15 protein-coding genes are annotated in these 16,911 nt (G+C 69.5%); 4 read left to right on the top strand and 11 right to left on the bottom strand.

Annotated elements, in window-relative coordinates; genetic code table 11:
• The 8 genes from J2851_RS27510 to J2851_RS27475 form a co-directional block, all read right to left on the bottom strand.
• A complete protein-coding gene (locus J2851_RS27510) occupies positions 1–879 on the bottom strand; it encodes a polysaccharide deacetylase family protein (RefSeq protein ID WP_209770359.1) in 879 nt (292 codons plus the stop codon).
• Positions 876–1,643: an ABC transporter ATP-binding protein gene (locus J2851_RS27505; RefSeq protein ID WP_209770357.1), complete on the bottom strand. Its 768-nt coding sequence runs from the start codon at positions 1,641–1,643 to the stop codon at positions 876–878. Before J2851_RS27505 ends, J2851_RS27510 begins: the two co-directional genes overlap by 4 nt.
• Positions 1,644–1,770: 127 nt before the next feature.
• On the bottom strand, positions 1,771–2,655 hold the full coding sequence (locus J2851_RS27500) for an ABC transporter permease (RefSeq protein WP_246500974.1): 885 nt from the start codon (positions 2,653–2,655) through the stop codon (positions 1,771–1,773).
• 73 nt (positions 2,656–2,728) lie between these two features.
• A complete protein-coding gene (locus J2851_RS27495; RefSeq protein WP_209770356.1) occupies positions 2,729–3,721 on the bottom strand; it encodes an ABC transporter substrate-binding protein in 993 nt (330 codons plus the stop codon).
• Positions 3,722–3,772: 51 nt separating this feature from the next.
• Positions 3,773–4,570 (bottom strand): enoyl-CoA hydratase, encoded by a 798-nt coding sequence (locus tag J2851_RS27490; protein WP_209770354.1) that lies wholly within the window; start codon positions 4,568–4,570, stop codon positions 3,773–3,775.
• Positions 4,570–5,763 (bottom strand): CaiB/BaiF CoA transferase family protein, encoded by a 1,194-nt coding sequence (locus J2851_RS27485; RefSeq protein WP_209770352.1) that lies wholly within the window; start codon positions 5,761–5,763, stop codon positions 4,570–4,572. Before J2851_RS27485 ends, J2851_RS27490 begins: the two co-directional genes overlap by 1 nt.
• Positions 5,760–7,124, bottom strand: coding sequence for an amidase (locus tag J2851_RS27480; protein WP_246500973.1), 1,365 nt, complete (start codon positions 7,122–7,124; stop codon positions 5,760–5,762). Before J2851_RS27480 ends, J2851_RS27485 begins: the two co-directional genes overlap by 4 nt.
• Before the next feature lie 96 nt (positions 7,125–7,220).
• Positions 7,221–8,135, bottom strand: coding sequence for a LysR family transcriptional regulator (locus tag J2851_RS27475; RefSeq protein ID WP_209770347.1), 915 nt, complete (start codon positions 8,133–8,135; stop codon positions 7,221–7,223).
• A 155-nt stretch (positions 8,136–8,290) separates the two neighbouring features.
• Between J2851_RS27475 and J2851_RS27470 the strand changes: the two genes are divergently transcribed.
• The gene (locus tag J2851_RS27470; RefSeq protein ID WP_209770346.1) at positions 8,291–8,710 is read left to right on the top strand and encodes a hypothetical protein; all 420 of its coding nucleotides are present in this window, start codon (positions 8,291–8,293) and stop codon (positions 8,708–8,710) included.
• Positions 8,711–8,719: 9 nt separating this feature from the next.
• On the opposite strand, the gene J2851_RS27465 is transcribed toward J2851_RS27470, so the two are convergent.
• From J2851_RS27465 to J2851_RS27455, 3 genes are all read right to left on the bottom strand, one after another.
• Positions 8,720–9,136 (bottom strand): response regulator, encoded by a 417-nt coding sequence (locus J2851_RS27465; protein WP_209770339.1) that lies wholly within the window; start codon positions 9,134–9,136, stop codon positions 8,720–8,722.
• 77 nt (positions 9,137–9,213) lie between these two features.
• The gene (locus tag J2851_RS27460) at positions 9,214–11,073 is read right to left on the bottom strand and encodes an extracellular solute-binding protein (RefSeq protein WP_209770338.1); all 1,860 of its coding nucleotides are present in this window, start codon (positions 11,071–11,073) and stop codon (positions 9,214–9,216) included.
• 101 nt (positions 11,074–11,174) lie between these two features.
• Positions 11,175–14,525 (bottom strand): adenylate/guanylate cyclase domain-containing protein, encoded by a 3,351-nt coding sequence (locus J2851_RS27455; protein WP_209770337.1) that lies wholly within the window; start codon positions 14,523–14,525, stop codon positions 11,175–11,177.
• A gap of 388 nt (positions 14,526–14,913) precedes the next feature.
• On the opposite strand from J2851_RS27455, the gene J2851_RS27450 reads away from it, so the two are divergent.
• The 3 genes from J2851_RS27450 to J2851_RS27440 all read left to right on the top strand — a co-directional run bounded on the left by J2851_RS27450 (position 14,914) and on the right by J2851_RS27440 (position 16,799).
• Positions 14,914–16,047 carry a CaiB/BaiF CoA transferase family protein gene (locus tag J2851_RS27450; RefSeq protein ID WP_246500972.1) on the top strand — a complete coding sequence of 378 codons (1,134 nt, stop codon included), beginning with the start codon at positions 14,914–14,916 and terminating at the stop codon, positions 16,045–16,047.
• 50 nt (positions 16,048–16,097) lie between these two features.
• On the top strand, positions 16,098–16,520 hold the full coding sequence (locus tag J2851_RS27445; protein ID WP_209770335.1) for a hypothetical protein: 423 nt from the start codon (positions 16,098–16,100) through the stop codon (positions 16,518–16,520).
• Positions 16,521–16,616: 96 nt separating this feature from the next.
• The gene (locus J2851_RS27440) at positions 16,617–16,799 is read left to right on the top strand and encodes a hypothetical protein (RefSeq protein WP_209770333.1); all 183 of its coding nucleotides are present in this window, start codon (positions 16,617–16,619) and stop codon (positions 16,797–16,799) included.
• Positions 16,800–16,911: the final 112 nt, after the last annotated feature.

Raw genomic sequence — 16,911 nt, 5'->3', positions numbered from 1 at the left:
TCAGCCCTCCGCAGGTTCCGCCGCAGCAAACCAGTCCGCGATCGCGGGCCCGGTCGCGAAGGTGACATGGGGGGAGGCTTGCAGCAGGTCCAGCATGGCCTCCAGCTCGTGCGCGCGGTGCGGCACGCCGATCAGGTGCGGGTGCAGGCCGATGGCGAGCACCCGTGGGTTGGCCGTGCACTCGCGCTCGAACAGGCGCAGGGTGTGGGACAGGCGGCTCAGCATCTCCCCCGTCGCGTGCTTCTCGATGGCGTAGACGATGCTGTCGTTGATCTCCAGGTTGTAGGGCAGGGCGAGCAGCGGGCCGTGCGCTGTGCGCATCCAGCTCGGCAGGTCGTCCACCACCCAGTCGAACACATGGTCCACGCCCTGGCGGCGCAGCAGGTCGGGCGTCCGCTCCGTCTCCCGCAGGCCGGGGCTCAGCCAGCCGCGCGGGCGCGTGCCGGTGAAGCGTGCGATGCGGTCCAGCGCCGCCTCGATCAGCGCCTCCTCCCCTTCGCCGGCGTGGTTGATCGCCTTCTGGTGCATGCCATGGCCGATGAACTCCCAGCCGGCGGCCAGCATGGCCTCCGCGGCCTGGGGGTAGGCGTCGATGACGCCCGCGTTGATGCTGGTGGAGGCGGGCAGACCGCGGTCGCGGAACAGGCGCAGGATGCGCGGCAGCCCGGCGCGCATACCGTAGTCGGCCCAGCTGAAGTTGGGCACGTCGGGCACCGTCTCCCGCCCGTGCGGGGGCGTGATGATGGTGCGCGGCATCGCCTCGTCGAAGCGCCAGTTCTCGACGTTGACGACGAGGTGGACGATGATCCGCCGGCCCTGGAAGTCGGGCAGCGGCGGCCGCGCGTCGGACAGGCGGTAGGGGATCCGGGGGTTGCTCATGCGTGTTCCTTTTGCGCCGCGCGTATTTCGGCCATGATCTCCGCCTTGTGGCGGATGAAGGCCGGGTCGGTCAGCTGCTCGACGGAACGGGGCCGCCGCAACTCCACGGCGATCTCCCGCGTGATCCGCCCCGGCCGGGCCGACATGATGCAGATCCGGTCGGCGAGCAGGATCGCCTCGTCGATGTCGTGCGTGACGAACAGCACGGTGGTGCCCAGCGACTGCCAGACGTCCAGCAGCAGCTGGTGCATGCTCATGCGCGTCTGGGCGTCGAGCGCGCCGAAGGGCTCGTCCATCAGAAGCGCTTTCGGGTCCATGACCAGCGCGCGGGCGATGCCCACCCGCTGGCGCATGCCGCCCGACAGTTGCGAGGGCAGGGCGTCGGCGAACCGCTCCAGCCCGACCAGCCGCAGAAGTTCGCGGATCTTCGGCTCATACTCGGCGCGGCCCCGGCGCTGGACGGTCGGCCCGAAGGCGATGTTCTGCGCGACCGTCAGCCAGGGCAGGAGTGCGGCCTCCTGGAAGACGACGGCGCGCTCCGGCCCGGGGCTGGAGACCGGGCCGCCGTTGAAGGACAGCGTGCCCGACGTCATGTCCTCGAACCCGGCGACGAGGTTCAGCAGGGTCGATTTCCCGCAGCCCGACGGCCCGAGCAATGCTACGAACTCGCCCTCGCCGATCTCCAGGTTCACCCGGTCCAGCGCCACGACCGGTTCCTTTCCGGGGTAGATCTTCCCGACCTCGCGGAAGCGTATGGTTCCCATGATGCTCCCCGTTCTTAAAGCGAATTACCATTCGCTTTAGATTCATATGGCCTCATTTGCCGGCCGGGCTTCGGCCGCACGGGCGGCCGGGACCGCAGTCGCGTTCCCAAGCGGATAACAATCCGCTTCAGCGCGTTGCGGTCTGGAGCCGGCGCCAGCGCAGGACCCAGTGTTCGACGGTGACGATCAGCCAATCGCTCAGCAGGCCCATGGCCCCGATCGACAGCATGTCGGCGATGACCACGTCCATGCGGCCGACGTAGTAGGCGTCCCACAGCACGTAGCCGAGGCCCGACTTGACCGCGACCATCTCCGACACGATCACCGCCGTCCAGGCGATGCCAAGGCCGATGCGCAGGCCCGTGAAGATGGCGGGCAATGCTGCCGGTAGGACGACGCGGCGCAGCACCTCGAAGCGGCTCGCCCCCATCATGCGGGCGGCGCGGATCCAGTTGCGGTCCACGTCGCGGGCGCCGTGCGTGGCGTTCACCACGATCGGGTAGAAGCCGCCCAGCGCGATCAGGAACACCGCCCCCATGTCCTGGATGCCGAACACCGCGATGGAGAAGGGCAGCCAGGCCGTGATCGGGATGGGGCGCAGAAGCTGGATGGTCGGGTCCACCGTCCCGGACACCGCCCGGCTCCAGCCGATCATGATCCCCGCCGGGATGCCGACGATCATGGCCAGCACAAAGCCCTGCGCGACCCGCCCGGCGGAGAACAGGACGTTGTCGAGCCAGGTGCCGCTGTAGGGGTTCAGCCCCATGCCCTTCGGCCCGAAGGCCCACATCACCCAGGCGTCCCAGACGCGGTCGGGGGTGGGCAGCACCCCGCCGGCCAGCGAGCCGTTCGTGCCGGCCAGCTGCCAGGCCGCGATGATGGCGATCGGCAGCAGCACGGCGCGGAGCGCGGCGCGGGAGCGGCCCGCGGCAAACCCGGCGCCGCGGCCCATTGCCTTCGCCGGGGCCGGACGCGGGGCCGCGGCCATCGTTCTTGCGGGCGCGTCGTTCATGTCCTCAGTCCTCCGCGGTTGCCGGAAGGCCGCCGGATCCCGTCGCTTTCGCGACGGGTGGCGCTGCGCCCGGTCACTGTGCCTGCGCCTGCTTGACGAACGAGGCGTCCCAGTACTTGTCGATCTCGCCCGAGACGTCCTTCGGGATGACGCCCAGCTCGTTGAACGCCTTGGCCTGCCGCTTGATCTGGTCGGGCGTGACGACGGAGCCCAGCTCGATCACCTTCGACGCCTCCGCAGCCAGCTTCGGGTCGAGGCCGGTCAGCGAGGCGTAGGCCTTGGCGAAGGCCTCCGGCGAGTCCGCCAGCGACTTCTGCACCTGGAGGTAGGACCAGACGAAGCGTTCCATCGCCGGGCGCTTCTCCGCCATCGCCTTGCGGTTGGCGACCAGCATGCCGAGTTCGGAGCCGACCGACTTGGACTGGCTGTATTCCAGGTTCTTCGCGAAATAGCCGTAGCCCTCCATCACGGGGATGGACTCGAACGGCTCCCACGTCACGATGGCGTCCACCTCGCCGCGCTGCAGCGCCTGGTCGAAGTTGGCGCCGCCGCCCTGGATGTTGACGGCCTGGAAGCTGTTGTAGGGGATGCCCTTCTCGGTCAGCGTCGCGGCGAACTGGAACCACACGGCGGAGCCCGGCGCGATGGCGACCTTCTTGCCCTTCAGGTCGTTCCAGCTGTCCAGCGTCACGCCCTTGCGCCCGATCACGTATTTGGGGGAGCTGCCGACGCCCATGATGCCGACCATGTCCGTGGCCCCCTGGGCCAGTGAAATGGCGAGGTCAGCCGGCCCCACCGTCGCCATGTCGAGCGACCCGGCCAGCAGCGCCGTCCGCGCGTCGGCGTAGCGGGCGAACTCCACCGTCTTCAGCTCCACGCCCAGCGCCTTCAGCGTGTCGGCGATCATCACGACGGGGGCGAGATGGCCCACCTTCTGGTAGCCCACCGTCAGCTCCACCGGCTTCGGCAGCGGGGCGGGATCGGCCGCGCGGGCGGTCGGCGAGAACGCAAGGCACCCGGCGATGAAGACGCCGACGGCGCTGAGACCCAGGTTTTTCCAACTCATCTCTTGTCTCCCTGTTCGTGTTTGGCCACCCCTGCCGGACGATTCTTGTCCTTATTCTCCCCTGAAGTCCGGTTCTCGTTTTTGCGCGAAGGCGGCACGCCCCTCCGCGTAATCCCTACTGGCGAAGCAGCGTGCGACGAGCGCATCGACCGCCGCAATGTTCGGCTGACCGTCCGTCCGCACCGCCTCCAGCATCGCCCGCTTGGCCGCGCGCAGCGTCAGCGGGGCGTTGGCGGCGATGCCGCCCAGATAGGCCTCCATCGCATTGTCGAAGGAGGCGGCGGGCTCGACCCGCTGGAGGATGCCGAGGCCCATAGCGTCGGCTGCCGACAGCACGCGGGCGCTGAACAGCAGGTCGGCCGCCGCGGTCGCCCCCACCCGCTGCACGATCAGCTGGACCAGCGGGAAGGCGTAGCCGAGCCCCAGCCGGGCGCCTGGCATGCGGAACCGCGCCGTGTCGTCGCCGAGCCTCAGGTCGCAGCACAGCGCCAGCTCCAAACCGCCGCCGTAGCAGACGCCGCGGACGGCCGCGACCGTCGGCACGGGCGCCTGGACCAGCGCGTCGGTCGCCGCCGACACCGCCTCTTCATAAACGGCGGCCTGGGCCGCGTCGGCGCGGACGGTCGCGAATTCCGAAATGTCGGCCCCGGCGGAGAAGGCCCGATCGCCCGCCCCGCGCAGCAGCAGGACGCGGACGTCCGCCGCCTGCACCGCGCGGTCGACCAGGGCGGGGATGGACCGCCACATGGCCAGCGTCATGGCGTTCAGCCGGCGCGGCTGGTCGAGCGTCAGGCGGGCGATCCCGCCGGATATCTCCAGGCTGACGGCCCCCTCCGCATGTTCCTGCATCAGACGATCCCTTCCGCCTTCAGCGCCGCGACCTCGGCGGCCGACAGGCCGATCATGCCCAGGATGTCCGCCGTGTGCTCGCCCGCGTCGGGTGCGGGGCGGTCGATGCGGGCGGGTGTGCGCGACAGGCCGATCGGCTGGCCGACGAGCCGCATGGCGCCGCGGGCCGGGTGGTCGCAGGGGACCGCGATGCCCAGATGCTCCACCTGCGGGTCGGCGAAGACCTCGTCCACCCGGTAGATCGGCCCGGCCGGGACCCCCGCCGCCTCTAGGAGATCCAGCCAGTCGGCGGTGCTGCGGGTGCGGAACAGCTCTTCCAGCAACGGCTTCAGCCGGGGGCGGTTGCGGAACCGGTCCTCCTGGGTGGCGAAATCCGGGTCGCTGCCCAGGTCGTCGCGCCCGACGGCGCGGCAGAAGGCCTGCCACTGCCCGTCGCCGCCGACGCCGATGTTCAGGTGCCCGTCAGCGGTCGGCATCACGCCCATAGGTGTGGAGTAGGGATGGTCGTTGCCCGCGGGCTCCGGCACCACGCCGTCCACCAGATAGCGCGCCGCCTGGAAGTCCATCAGCGCGATCTGCGCCTCCAGAAGAGAGGTCTGCACCCACTGTCCCTGCCCCGACCGGTCCCGTTCCGACAAGGCTACGAGAATGCCCAGCGCCGCGTACAGCCCCGCGGAGCTGTCGGCGACCGCGATGCCCGCCCGCACCGGCCCCTGGCCGGGCAGCCCGGTGACGCTCATCAGCCCGCCCATGCCCTGGGCGATCTGGTCGAAGCCGGCACGGTCGCGGTAGGGCCCCGACTGGCCGTAGCCGGAGATGGAGGCCAGGATGATCCGCGGATTGACCGCCTGCAACGCCTCGTAGGCGATGCCGAGCCGGTCCTTGACGTCTGGGCGGAAATTCTCGACCACCACGTCGGCTTGGCGCACCAGCTCCAGGAACAGCTCCCGCCCGCGCGGGGTGCGGAGGTTCAGCGACAGGGAGCGCTTGTTGCGGTGGAGGTTCAGCATGTCGTAGCCGTGGCGCGGGCCGCTCATGCCCTCGTTCCGGTCGACGCCCGGCGGTGCTTCCACCTTGATCACGTCCGCCCCGAAGTCGGCGAGCACGCGGCAGCAGGTGGGGCCGGCGCGCACGCGCGTCAGGTCGAGGACGCGGATGTGCGAAAGGGCCTTGGCGGGTTCGGGTCGGGTCATGTGCCACGCTCCACAAGGGGGCTGGGGAATAGGGGGCTGGGAAGGTCGGTGAGGTCGGTCGGCCGGCGCCGGTGCCAGCCGGTGCGCGCCTGCATCGCCGCGGCGAGATCCAGCAGCCCGGCGTCCGTCCCCGGACGGCCGACGATCTGGAGGGCGACCGGCATCCCGCGGTCGTCGGCGCCGACCGGCACGGCCACCGCCGGCAGGCCGAGCGCGTTGACGAAGCGGGTGTAGGCGCTGAGCCGGTAAAGCGTCGCCGCGCGGAAGGCGGGGGAGGTCGGATCGGCCTCCGCCACCGGCGGTGTGCGGATCGGCATGACCGGCAGCAGCACGGCGTCGGCGCCGCCAAACACGGTGTCCAGGAAGGAGGGGAGAGCGTCGGCGAGCGTTGCCCGTGCCGCGGCCAGTTGCTCCGGCCCGATGGCGTCGCCCTTGGCCAGTCGCCGGGCCAGCGTCGGTTCCTGCGCGGCGAGGTCGAGGCCGCGGTTCACGGCGGCGGCCTCGGCCTGGAGTACCAGGAACAGCGGCGCGGACAGTGCCTCGATTGCCGCAAGGCCCGCCCGCTTGTCGATGGAAGGTCCGCAGGCCGCGACGGCCTCGACCCCCTCGGCGCAGGCCGCGCGGACCGGCGCTTCCGCCTCCGCCAGCGCATCGGACAGCACGGCCAGCCGGGACGGGGAGGGCGACGGCGCGGGCGCGGTCCCCCGCAGCAGGGGCTCGACCAGCCGGATGTCGCGGGCGCTGCGGGCCAGCAGGCCGACGCTGTCGAGGCTGGGGGCCAGCGGCATGGCGCCTGCGGTCGGGACGGCGCCGTGCGTGGGCTTCCAGGCGGTGACTCCGCAGGCCTGCGCCGGGATGCGCAATGACCCCGCCGTGTCCGACCCCAGCGCCACGAAGACGGCGCCCGCCGCCACCGCGACGGCCGATCCGGAGGAGGATCCTCCCGTCACGAAATCCCGGTTCCACGGGTTTCGCGCCGTGCCGACGCCGGAGGGCTCGTAGGCCAGCGCGGTCATGGTCGTGAAGCCGATCCGCCGCGCTCCGGCGCCGTCCAGCCGGTCCAGCACCGTGGCCGTTCCGGTGGGTGCCGGGCGCAGGGCGGTGGGAAGGCCGCAGCCGGGCGGCCGGCCGGGCGTGTCGAACATGTCCTTGGCGGCGTAGGGCAGGCCGGCCAGGGGGCCAGGATTGTCAGGCGCGCCAATGGCTTGCAATTCCGAGAAAGCGCCGAAGCGAGCCTGCACCTCCGCCGCCCACCCCGCGCAGACCGCCGCGGCCTCCGCGCGTGCCGCCGGGGGCAGGGCGCTCCAGTCCGTGAGGGCCGGAGGATCGTGATCGTCGGAGTCGTGACCGGTGCCGGACATGTTGCCCACCCGCATCGTTTCTGCGGATGATGATGCGGGTACGAACGGCCGCGCAGAATGACAATTGCGCTACAGCTGATTTCGCAAAATTCGAAATCACGCCTTTGCCGGCGCTTGGGCCTGGACCTGTTCCCGCAGGAAATCCAGCAGGCGGCGGCTGGGCGCGTCCAGCTCGCCCGGGGAGCGGATGCAGATCTCGAAGCTGCGCTCGGCCCACTCCTCGTCCAGGGGGACCAGCGCGACGCCGAGCGCGTCCGACAGGGGCTGCACGGCCCGCTTCGGAAGAATGCCGATGCCCAGCCCCAGGCTGATCATCTGGCACATCACCTCGAAGCTGCGGACCTGCACCCGCGCCTTGATGAAGCGCCCTTCGGCCCGCGCCCGCTCCGCCAACAGGCCGTGCACGGCGGTGCCGCCTTCCAGCGCCACATGCTCCTCGTCCAGAAGCTCGGCGAAGCGCAGGCTCGCCCGGTCGGCCAGCCGGTGGCCGCGCGGCAGCGCCACGGCCAGATGGTCCTTGGCGTAGGGATAGCGCACCAGCCCCTCCGTCCCCTGTCCGCCGACGATGACGCCGATGTCCGCCTTCTTGTGGTAGAGCGCGTCCAGCGTGTCGGCGCTGGGCCGCTCCTCAAGCTCCAGCTTGATCCCCGGATTGTCGGCGGCGAAGCGCGACAGGTCGGCGGCCAGGCATTCGACCAGCGCGGAGGACGAGGCGTAGACGCGCACATGGCCGCGCACGCCCGACCGGTATTCCGCCAGCGACGCCTCCAGCTGCGCGCCCAGATACACCATGTCGTGGGCGTAGCGCAGCACGAGCAGCCCGGCCGGCGTCGGCTCGATGCCGTGCGGCCGCCGGATCAGCAGCGGCGTGCCGGCCTCGTGCTCCAGCAGCCGGATGCGCCGGCTGGCGGCTGAGACGGCGAGGTTCAGGACCTCGCTGGCGCGGCTCAGGCTTTTCAGCTCGCACGCTTTTACGAACAGCCGAAGCGTTGCCAGATTGTGGTGAAGCATGGTCCCCGCCGCCCGTCCCGTCAGCCCAACGCATACCCCAGAATGCCATCATGGGCAGGGCAGGGCGAGCGCGACAAGCCGGGCGGAACCCAGGACTGCGCGGGAATGTTGCAGGACCACACAACACGGAATCACGAGAAACGAAGGTCGGGGCCATGGAAACGGCAAACGTCAACGATCCCACAAGCCTGGAGACGCTTTATTCGAAAGCCGACTTCGAGAAGGACGCGCGGCTCAACGCGCAGGACAAGACGACGGTGCTGCACGGGCTCATGATCCTGTCCATGCCCGGTGATGACGGCAGCTTCTCGATCACGCGCGCCAACCGGCAGGTCGGCGAGGTCGAGGACACCTCCCATTCCATCTTCGTCAGCCCCAGGCTGAGTGGTGCTGAGTCCGACGCGTTCGTGCAGAACGACACCGACTATGGCGGCCCCGTCGAGCAGCGCGATCCCCCTCGGGAACGGACGGACCCGTACCGGGCCTTCCTGGACGACGTGCTGCAGGCCGCCCGCACCGCCCGGTTCGCTCCCGCCGTGCCTGCCGAAAAGCTGAAAGGCTTCCGCGGCGGGTGAGGGTGGCGATCAGCTGTCCCGCGGGCCGGCGAGGGCATCCGTGACGGCCGCCTTCAGCGTCGCGGGCGACACCGGCTTTTGCAGCACCGGGCAGCCCGCGTCCTCGATGGCCCGCATCGGTCGCGACGGCACTTCGCCGGTGACGACGATGGCCGGGATGTGCCGCCGGAACAGGCTGCGGATGCGGCCGACCGCGTCGGCGCCGGTGCGACCGCCCGGCAGCCGCCAGTCGACGACCATGAGTGCCGGTACGACGCTTTCCGCAAGCTTCGTCGTTGCCTCCTCTTCCGACCCCGCCGCAACGACGTGAAAGCCCCAGTCGGCCATAAGCCATTCCATGGCCATACGGATCAGAGGATCGTCATCGATCAGCAGGACCGTGATCATGGCTGCCCCGATCGCTGGATTGCGCGACAGCGGCAGCATGCGCACCGTGTCCTGAGGGCGCAATCAGACCATTTGAGTACGAATTTACCCCGGCGTTGGCAAGGCGCTTGCAGCCGCTATTTCGCCCACCACGCTTCGACGGCGGGCCAGCCCAGCGCCAGATCCTGCCCCTTGTCCACCGTGCCGAACTTGTTCCAGTAGGCGTAATGGACCGAGCCGATGTACCAGCCGGGCACGCGGTCCTGGTTCCAGGCGAGAACCCGATCCAGGGCCCGGCAGGCCGCGACCAGGTCCGACCGGGACACCGACTGCTCGATGCCTGTCGTGATCCGATCGACCGCCGGATCCTGGAGCCCGGAGATGTTCGTCGTGTAGCGCTCGAACGCGTGGGACGAGCCCCACTTCAGCCGCTGTTCCGCGCCGGGGAGTTCCGTGGCCTTGTCGTAGAGGAAGGCCATGTCGAAATCGAAATCGACCCGCGTGCGCCGCTCGAATTCGGAGGAAATCGCTTCCTGCACCGATACGGTGATGCCGGCCCGTTCCAGACTCGCGACGAAGGATGAGACGACGTTCCGGAAATCCGGCCCGTTCGCGAGGATTTCAAGGGAGAGCGGTTCATCCCGGCCGTTGACCAGCCGTCCGTTTCGGACGGTGTAGCCGGCCTGCGCGAACAATCGGAACGCCTGTCTGCGCTGCGCGCGCTGGTACCCGCTGCCGTCGCTGACCGGGGCCGCCACGTCATCGTTGGAATACGGCGTGGTCCGGTCCTGCCAGGGGCGCAGCAATTCGGCTTCCCTGGGCGACGGCGTCCCGCGGAAGGCCAGTTCGGAATTGGGGAAGTGGCTCTGGCTGCGCTCCGCCCATCCCCGAAGCAGAACCCGGTTCGCCCATTCGAAATCAAACAACTGCGTGATGGCTTTGCGCAGGGTCCGGTTGCCGAACGGCGCCCGGCGCAGGTTGAAGACGAAATTCATGCTTCCCACGGCACCGCGCAGCCGGGATTCCGCCTTGACGATGGTCAGCGGCGCAGCGGCCGGGGAATCGTAATAGCTGTCCCAGCGGGCCGGGTTGTATTCCACGTTGAAATCGATGAGCCCGGCTTCGAACGCCTGGGCTTTGACATCGGCGTCGCGGTAATAGTCGACGATCCAACGGTCGAAGTTGAAAAGACCGCGCCGTGTCGGCAAATCCTTCGCCCAATAGTCCGGAACCCTCTCGTAGACGATGCGGCGGCCCGGCACGACCTGGGCGATCCGGTAGGGGCCGCTTCCCAAGGGAGGGTCCGGGGATGATTTTCCGAACTCGTGCTTCTTGTAGTAATGATGCGGCAGAATGTGCATCGCCGACAGAAGATACGGCAGATTCCGGGCGTAGGGATGATCGAAGGTGAATCGTACCCGGAGAGGATCCAGAATCTCGACCCCACTCACGCTTCTGTACCAGGACCTGAACAAGGGTAAGGATTTTGGGTTGTCCGTCAGCGCGTGGAACGTGAAGGCGACATCGTCCGCCGTGATCGGCACCCCGTCGTGCCACCGCGCTTTCGGGTTTAGGTGAAAGACGATGGAGGACCGGTCCTTGGCCAACTCCACGCTTTCGGCGATCAGCGGGTAGGCGGACAGGGGATCGTTGCGCGGGCTGGCAAAAAGCTGGTCGTAGACGAAATTCACGTTGGTTCCGGACTCGTAAATGAGGAAGGGAGCCAGGTTGTGAAAGCTGCCGATGGTCGAATCGTGAAACACACCACCCTTGGGAGCGTCAGGCCGGGCGTAATCGACATGGGAAAAGTCGCACGGATATTTCGGCGCGTGATCCAAGGTGAGATATGAGACCTGCACCGTGGCCGAATTCCGCACGTCGTTACGACCCGACGCGCTCAGGTCCAGGGACGGCGAAAAGGATGAACTGGCCAGGGCGAGTGAGAGAAGGAAACCGGAGCAGCCATCGAACATTTTTGCACCGCCGCCCTTGTCCAACCACCGTCGGTCTTCCGGCCGCCACGCGGCTCGTCGTTCCGGTGGGTGCTTATCTTTTGAACAGGGCGGGCGCGCTTTTGTTGCAACTCTTTGCGCAGCCGCTACGAACGCCGGCAGGATGCCAGCAGGGCTCGCGCCTCCCGCACGTCCGGCCCGTCGCCCAGCCCGTCGAACCGCGCCAGGAGCGGCGCGAGGACTCTTTGGGGCCGCTGGCGGTCGCCACGCGCCAGCCACCCGCGCGCCTGGTCGACGGCCGCGCGCAGTTCCAGAAGGCTGGCGCCCTGTTCGCGCGCGATGCGCCGCGCCGTGTCGAACAGCCGGTCGGCCTCGTCCGCCGGCGCGCCTTCCGCCTGCAGCAGCAAGGCGTCCAGCCGGTGAAGCTCCGCGGCCAGATAGTCCTCGCCATAGCGATCGCGGTGGGCGTAGCCCGCGGAGAGGTGGGCGCGCGCTGCCGCCAGACGGCCGAAGGCCAGGCAGCCTTCCGCCAGGCAGTGGCGCATCCGCGTCGTGTGCAGCACGGCCCCGGTCGCGAGCAGCGTCCGCAACGCCTCCTCCTGCACGTCCAGCCCGCCGCCGTCGCCCTGCGCGCACGCCGCCCAGCCGACGACTTCCTGGGCGAAGGCCAGCCATTGCGGCAGGCGATGCTCCCGCGCGATCGCCAGCGCCTCCGCGCCCACCGTGGCGGCCAGCGGGGCATCCCGCGCGAACATCGCGATGAAGCCGGTGCAGACCAGGGCCCAGGCCAGGGCGTGCGGGTTGCCCCGCTCGCGGGCGTGCGCGATGGCGGCGTCGGCGAGGCGCCCGGCGTCCTGGGGCGATCCCATGATGCATCGGCCCCACCCCTGGTACACCCGGCACACCATCCCCGGATGCTCGCCGTAGATGGTGAAGTCCTCGTCCGGAAGCCGGTCGGCCAGAGCGATGCCCTCTGCGAGATGACCGTCCGCCTCGTGGAGGCGTCCGGCGATCTGGAGGGAATAGCCGACGGCGCGGTGGGCCGCCGCAAGCTGCGCCGGATCGCCTCCGCGGAGGGCGAGCCGCATCAGCTCATGGGCCAGGGTCACGGTCTGCGGCACCGGTTCGCGCATCAGGCTGGAATTCCACACCGCACGGTGGACGGCGAACAGGGTGCGCCCCTGGGTGGCGCCGTCGCACAGTTCCTTGGCGCGCCCGGCGCAACTCCAGACCGCGGAGGAGCCGAAGCCGTGCGTGGCGATGAGCGGCACGACATAGGCCAGCCGCAGCGCGATCTCCCGCTCGTCCCGCTCGCGGCCGGGCGGCAGACGGCTCAGGAGCTCCAGGGCGCGGGCGTAGTGGCTGGCGGCCTCGCGGTGCGCGAAGCGCGCGGCGCTCCTGGCGCCGGCGCGCCACCAATGCTCCACCGCCGCCTCGACGAGGCCCGCTTCGGTGTAATGCTGCGCCAGCAACTCCGGCTGGCTGTCGGCGATGCCCGGCTCCAGGACGACCAGCTGTTCCGCGATGCGTCGATGCATCTTCTCCCGCCGGCTCTTCAGCAGCGACTGGTAGGCGGTGTCGCGCACCAGCGCGTGCTTGAAGCTGTACTCCGCCTCCGGCGGGGCGCCGTGGGCGAAGATGAGTTCCGCCTCCTGCAATTGCATCAGCGCCTCGGCCAGCCGGTCTTCGGGCATGGTCGCGACGGCCGCGAGCACGCGGTAGGAGAAGTCCCGGCCGATGCAGGCCGCGGTCTGCGCCACCTGCTTCACCGGCTGGAGACGGTCGAGCCGCGACATCAGGGAGTCGTACAGCGACGACGGGATCGCCAGGGGCGGCAACGGTCCCTTGAGTCTGAACGTATCCTCCTCCTCGTCGAGCAGCCCCGATTCCAGAACGGCCCGCGTCACCTCCTCGACGAACAAGGGCACGCCGTCCGTCCGCGCCAGGATCGCGTCGACGATCTCGGCGGGAAGGGCCTTGCCGCCGGCCACGTTGTCGATGATCGTCCCGATGGCGTTCCGGTCCAGCCGGGTGAGCGTCAGCCGGACGACCTCCGCATGGCGGCACAGCCCAACCTCGAACGGTGGCCGCGCGGTCAGCAGCATCAGCACGGGACAGTACGGCGTCCGCTCCAACGCGCGTTCAAGCAGTTCCAGCGTCGACGGGTCGATCCAATGGGCATCCTCGACCACGACAAGCACCGGGCCGCCCCCGGCCAGCCCGATCAGCTGGTCCACCAGGGCGTGGAGGGTCCGTGTGCGCCGCTCCTGGGGGGACAGGTCCCGTTGCGGATCCTCCTCGGGCGGTTCCAGGCCGAGCAGCGCGCCGATCAGGGACAGCGCCTCCCCCTCATCCGGAAACGCGCGCCGAAGCAGCGTGCGGAGCTTCGCGCGCTTGCTGTCCTCCGCTTCGCCCGCGGTGAACCCCGCCGCGAAGGAAAGCTGCTGTATGGCCGGCCAGAGCGGGCTGTCCTGATGGTAGGGGGAGCACTGGTAGCGGATGGTGACGCAGCCGTCCTGTTCGGCGATGTCGCGCAGCGCGCGGGTCAGGCGCGATTTGCCGATGCCGGGCTCGCCGATCAGCACGAGGCATTGCCCCTCTCCGCCGCGGGCCTTCTCCCACTGCTTCCGCAGCGCCGCCAGTTCGCGGTCGCGCCCGATCATCGGCAGCGACGTTTTGGACTGGTGGGCGTCGAAGCGGCTGACGGATTCGCGCAGGCCGCGCACCCGATGGACCGCCACCGGCGCGGCGATCCCCTTCAGGCTCAGGAGGCCGGCGGGCGCCAGGTCGACGTCGGTGCCGAGCAGACGGCGCGTGGCCTCGCTCACCAGCACGCTTCCCGGTTCGGCGGCCGCCTGCAGGCGAGCCGCCAGATTGGGCGTTTCGCCGACCACCGCGCGTTCCTGCGCCTCGCCGCTGCCGACGAGATCGCCGACCACCACCAGCCCGGTGGCGATGCCGATGCGGGCGGCCAGCGTCGTGCCCTGCGGGGATCGCAACGCACCCACCGCCGCGACGACCGCCAGCCCGGCGCGAACCGCCCGCTCGGCCTCGTCCTCGTGCGCCACGGGCCAGCCGAAGTAGCAGAGGATGCCGTCTCCCATGAATTTCGCGACGTGCCCGCCGAAGCGCGTGATCGCGCCGGTCGCCGCGACCTGGTAGGCGCGGATCACGTCGCCCATCTCCTCGGGATCGATGGCCGCGGCCAGGGCCGTGGATCCGACCAGGTCGCAGAACATGACGGTGAGCTGGCGCCGCTCCGCACCGATGGCGTTTGCCACGGGGGAGCCGCCGCGTCCCGAAGCCGCGGGTTCGGGAACGCCTAACGCGGCGATGGCCGCCAGAATCTTCCGGCGATGGCCGACGGCAAGGACGCCGAGGTCCTTCAGATCCTCGCTCGTGAGTTTCGGCAGCACATCCCCGTCGATCTCGTTCTCGCGGAACGCGGGCTCATACTGGTCGAGCCCGAGGCTCCGCAGCCACGCCGCGATGTCCATCGCCCCACCTCAGGCCATTCGTCGCATGGTGAAAGGACCATCCGGGTCGCGCCCGGCGGCCCCATCGACCTTTAGGCTTGTCGGCGGCGGATCGGGTTAGGGTCTGATTGCGAACGTGCGGGCAGTCATGACGCCTCCTTCGGCAGCCGAGTGCGTGCGTTTGCGGCGCGGCCGCCGCTCTTTCAAACAGCCTTCCGGAGGGGATGTTGCACGGCACAACGGAATGGGCGGCGCCCTTCCACCATCGGATGTCTACGGAAGGCAGGGAAAGGGCTGGAAGGCGGCCCCCGGGGCCAGCGTTCCGAACCGATGCACGCGCGCCATGTTGTCATGACCAAGGGCTCCGCCGGTTCCGGTCCGGGGCCATGCCACATGGGGGAGGTGAAGGATGCGCCCGCTTGAAGGAGTGCGCGTGCTTGATTTCAGCACATTGGTGCCGGGTCCGCTGGCGACTTTGCTGCTGGTCGACGCCGGCGCTGACGTGATCAAGGTCGAGCGCCCCGGCCGTGGTGACGAGATGCGCGGCTACGAGCCGAAGGCCGGCCCGGACGGCATCGGCTTCGCTCTCCTCAACCGCGGCAAGCGCAGCATCACCCTGGATCTGAAGGCGCCCGACGCCGTGGACCGCCTCATGCCCCTGCTGCGCACCGCCGACGTGCTGGTCGAGCAGTATCGGCCGGGGGTCATGGACCGGTTCGGGCTGGGTTACCAGGCGCTGTCCGCCATCAACCCGGGCCTGATCTACTGCTCGATCACCGGCTACGGGCAAACGGGACCCAAGGCGGCCGCCGCGGGGCACGACCTCAATTTCGTCGCTGATTCCGGTATGCTGTCGCTCGCCGCCGGCGCCGATGGGGCGCCGGTGCTGCCGGCCGTGCAGGTCGGGGACATCGGCGGCGGTGCCTATCCGGCGGTGGTCAACATTCTCCTCGCCCTTCTCCAGCGCAACCGCACCGGAAGGGGCTGCCACCTCGACATCGCGATGGCCGAGAACCTGTTCGCCTTCCAGTATTGGGCCTTGGGCATCGCGGTCGCCGGCGGGCAGGGGCCTCGCCCCGGCGGCGAACTGCTGACGGGCGGGTCGCCGCGTTACCAGCTCTACCGGACGGCCGATGGGCGCTTCGTCGCCGCGGCCCCGCTGGAAGACAAGTTCTGGGAAAACTTCTGCACCATCATCGGCCTGCCGGACGATCTTCGGGACGATGCGAGAGACCCGGCCGCCACGATCCAGGCGGTGGCCGCGGCCATGGCAAGCCGCGACGCCGACCATTGGCGCGCCGCCTTCGCCGGGAAGGACGTGTGCTGTTCCATCGTCAGCACCATGCAGGAAGCCATGGCGGACGACCACGTCGCGGCGCGCGACCTCTTCGCGCGCGGCCTCGTCGTGGACGGGCGAACCGTGCCGGCGGTTCCCACGCCCATAGCGGCCGGCCTGCGGGGGGACAAGGCCGATGTCGGGTACCCGGCGTTGGGCGAAGCAAACGGCCTTCTTGACCAGACAAACCCGGAGGCGAGAGGATGACCACGGGGCGGCCGTGATGGCCATCGCTGTGTCAACGGACGGGAACGATTGTGACGACGACCTTGGCCAACGACACGGCGCTCAGCGCCATCACGGAGGTGTTCCAGAGTTCCATCGAGCCGCTGTCGTACGACCAGTACCTCGTTCCGATCGTGGCGGACCCGATCGTGGCTGACCCGCTTCCGGCCGATCACGTCACCCCCTATCACTTCACCGTCGGGCGGGACGGCGGCGGCCGGTTCGTCCGCTTCACCGCGGATGGCGATGGCTTCTGCCAAGGGCTCGACACGGCGTGGCGCACGGAGGACGGACGCTGGTTCGGCCGCTGGCGCCAGCCGACCGCGCCGCATGGCACCTTCGCCACGACGGTCGGGCCGCTCACGCCGCTCGACGTTCAGCGGATCGAGGCCGAGATCCGGTTGTTGTGCAGCCGGGAAACCGAAGGGGCGTCGTCGCGGCATCCCGGTGTCTGAAGTCCATCCGCCGGAGCTGGAAAGAGAAGGGCGAGGAACCCTCGCCCAACCAGCCTGTTGATAGGCCAACAGTCAACCACGGAGAGAGATCAGATCATGAAGCGTCTGCGTCTGATCGCGACCGCGCTTATCGTCGTTACGACGTTGGCCGCTTGCAACACTGGTACGGTCCTCGGCGGTGCCGGCGGAGCGGCCGGCGGTTATGCGCTCGGTGGGAAACGGGGCGCCGTGATTGGCGGCCTCGGCGGTGCGGCGGTCGGCACCGCGCTCGACCACTGATCGGGACCCATGCGACCCGCGGAAGGGCAACAACCTTCCGCGGTTTTTTCTTCTGGCATATTTTCCATAACAAACCTTATGGGAATTATAGCCGATTCCGAGGTAGACCCGC

Source organism: Azospirillum rugosum (genome assembly GCF_017876155.1).
GTDB lineage: Bacteria > Pseudomonadota > Alphaproteobacteria > Azospirillales > Azospirillaceae > Azospirillum > Azospirillum rugosum.
The sequence above is the reverse complement of the archived record's forward strand: the minus strand, read 5'-3'. Positions and strand labels throughout refer to the sequence as shown.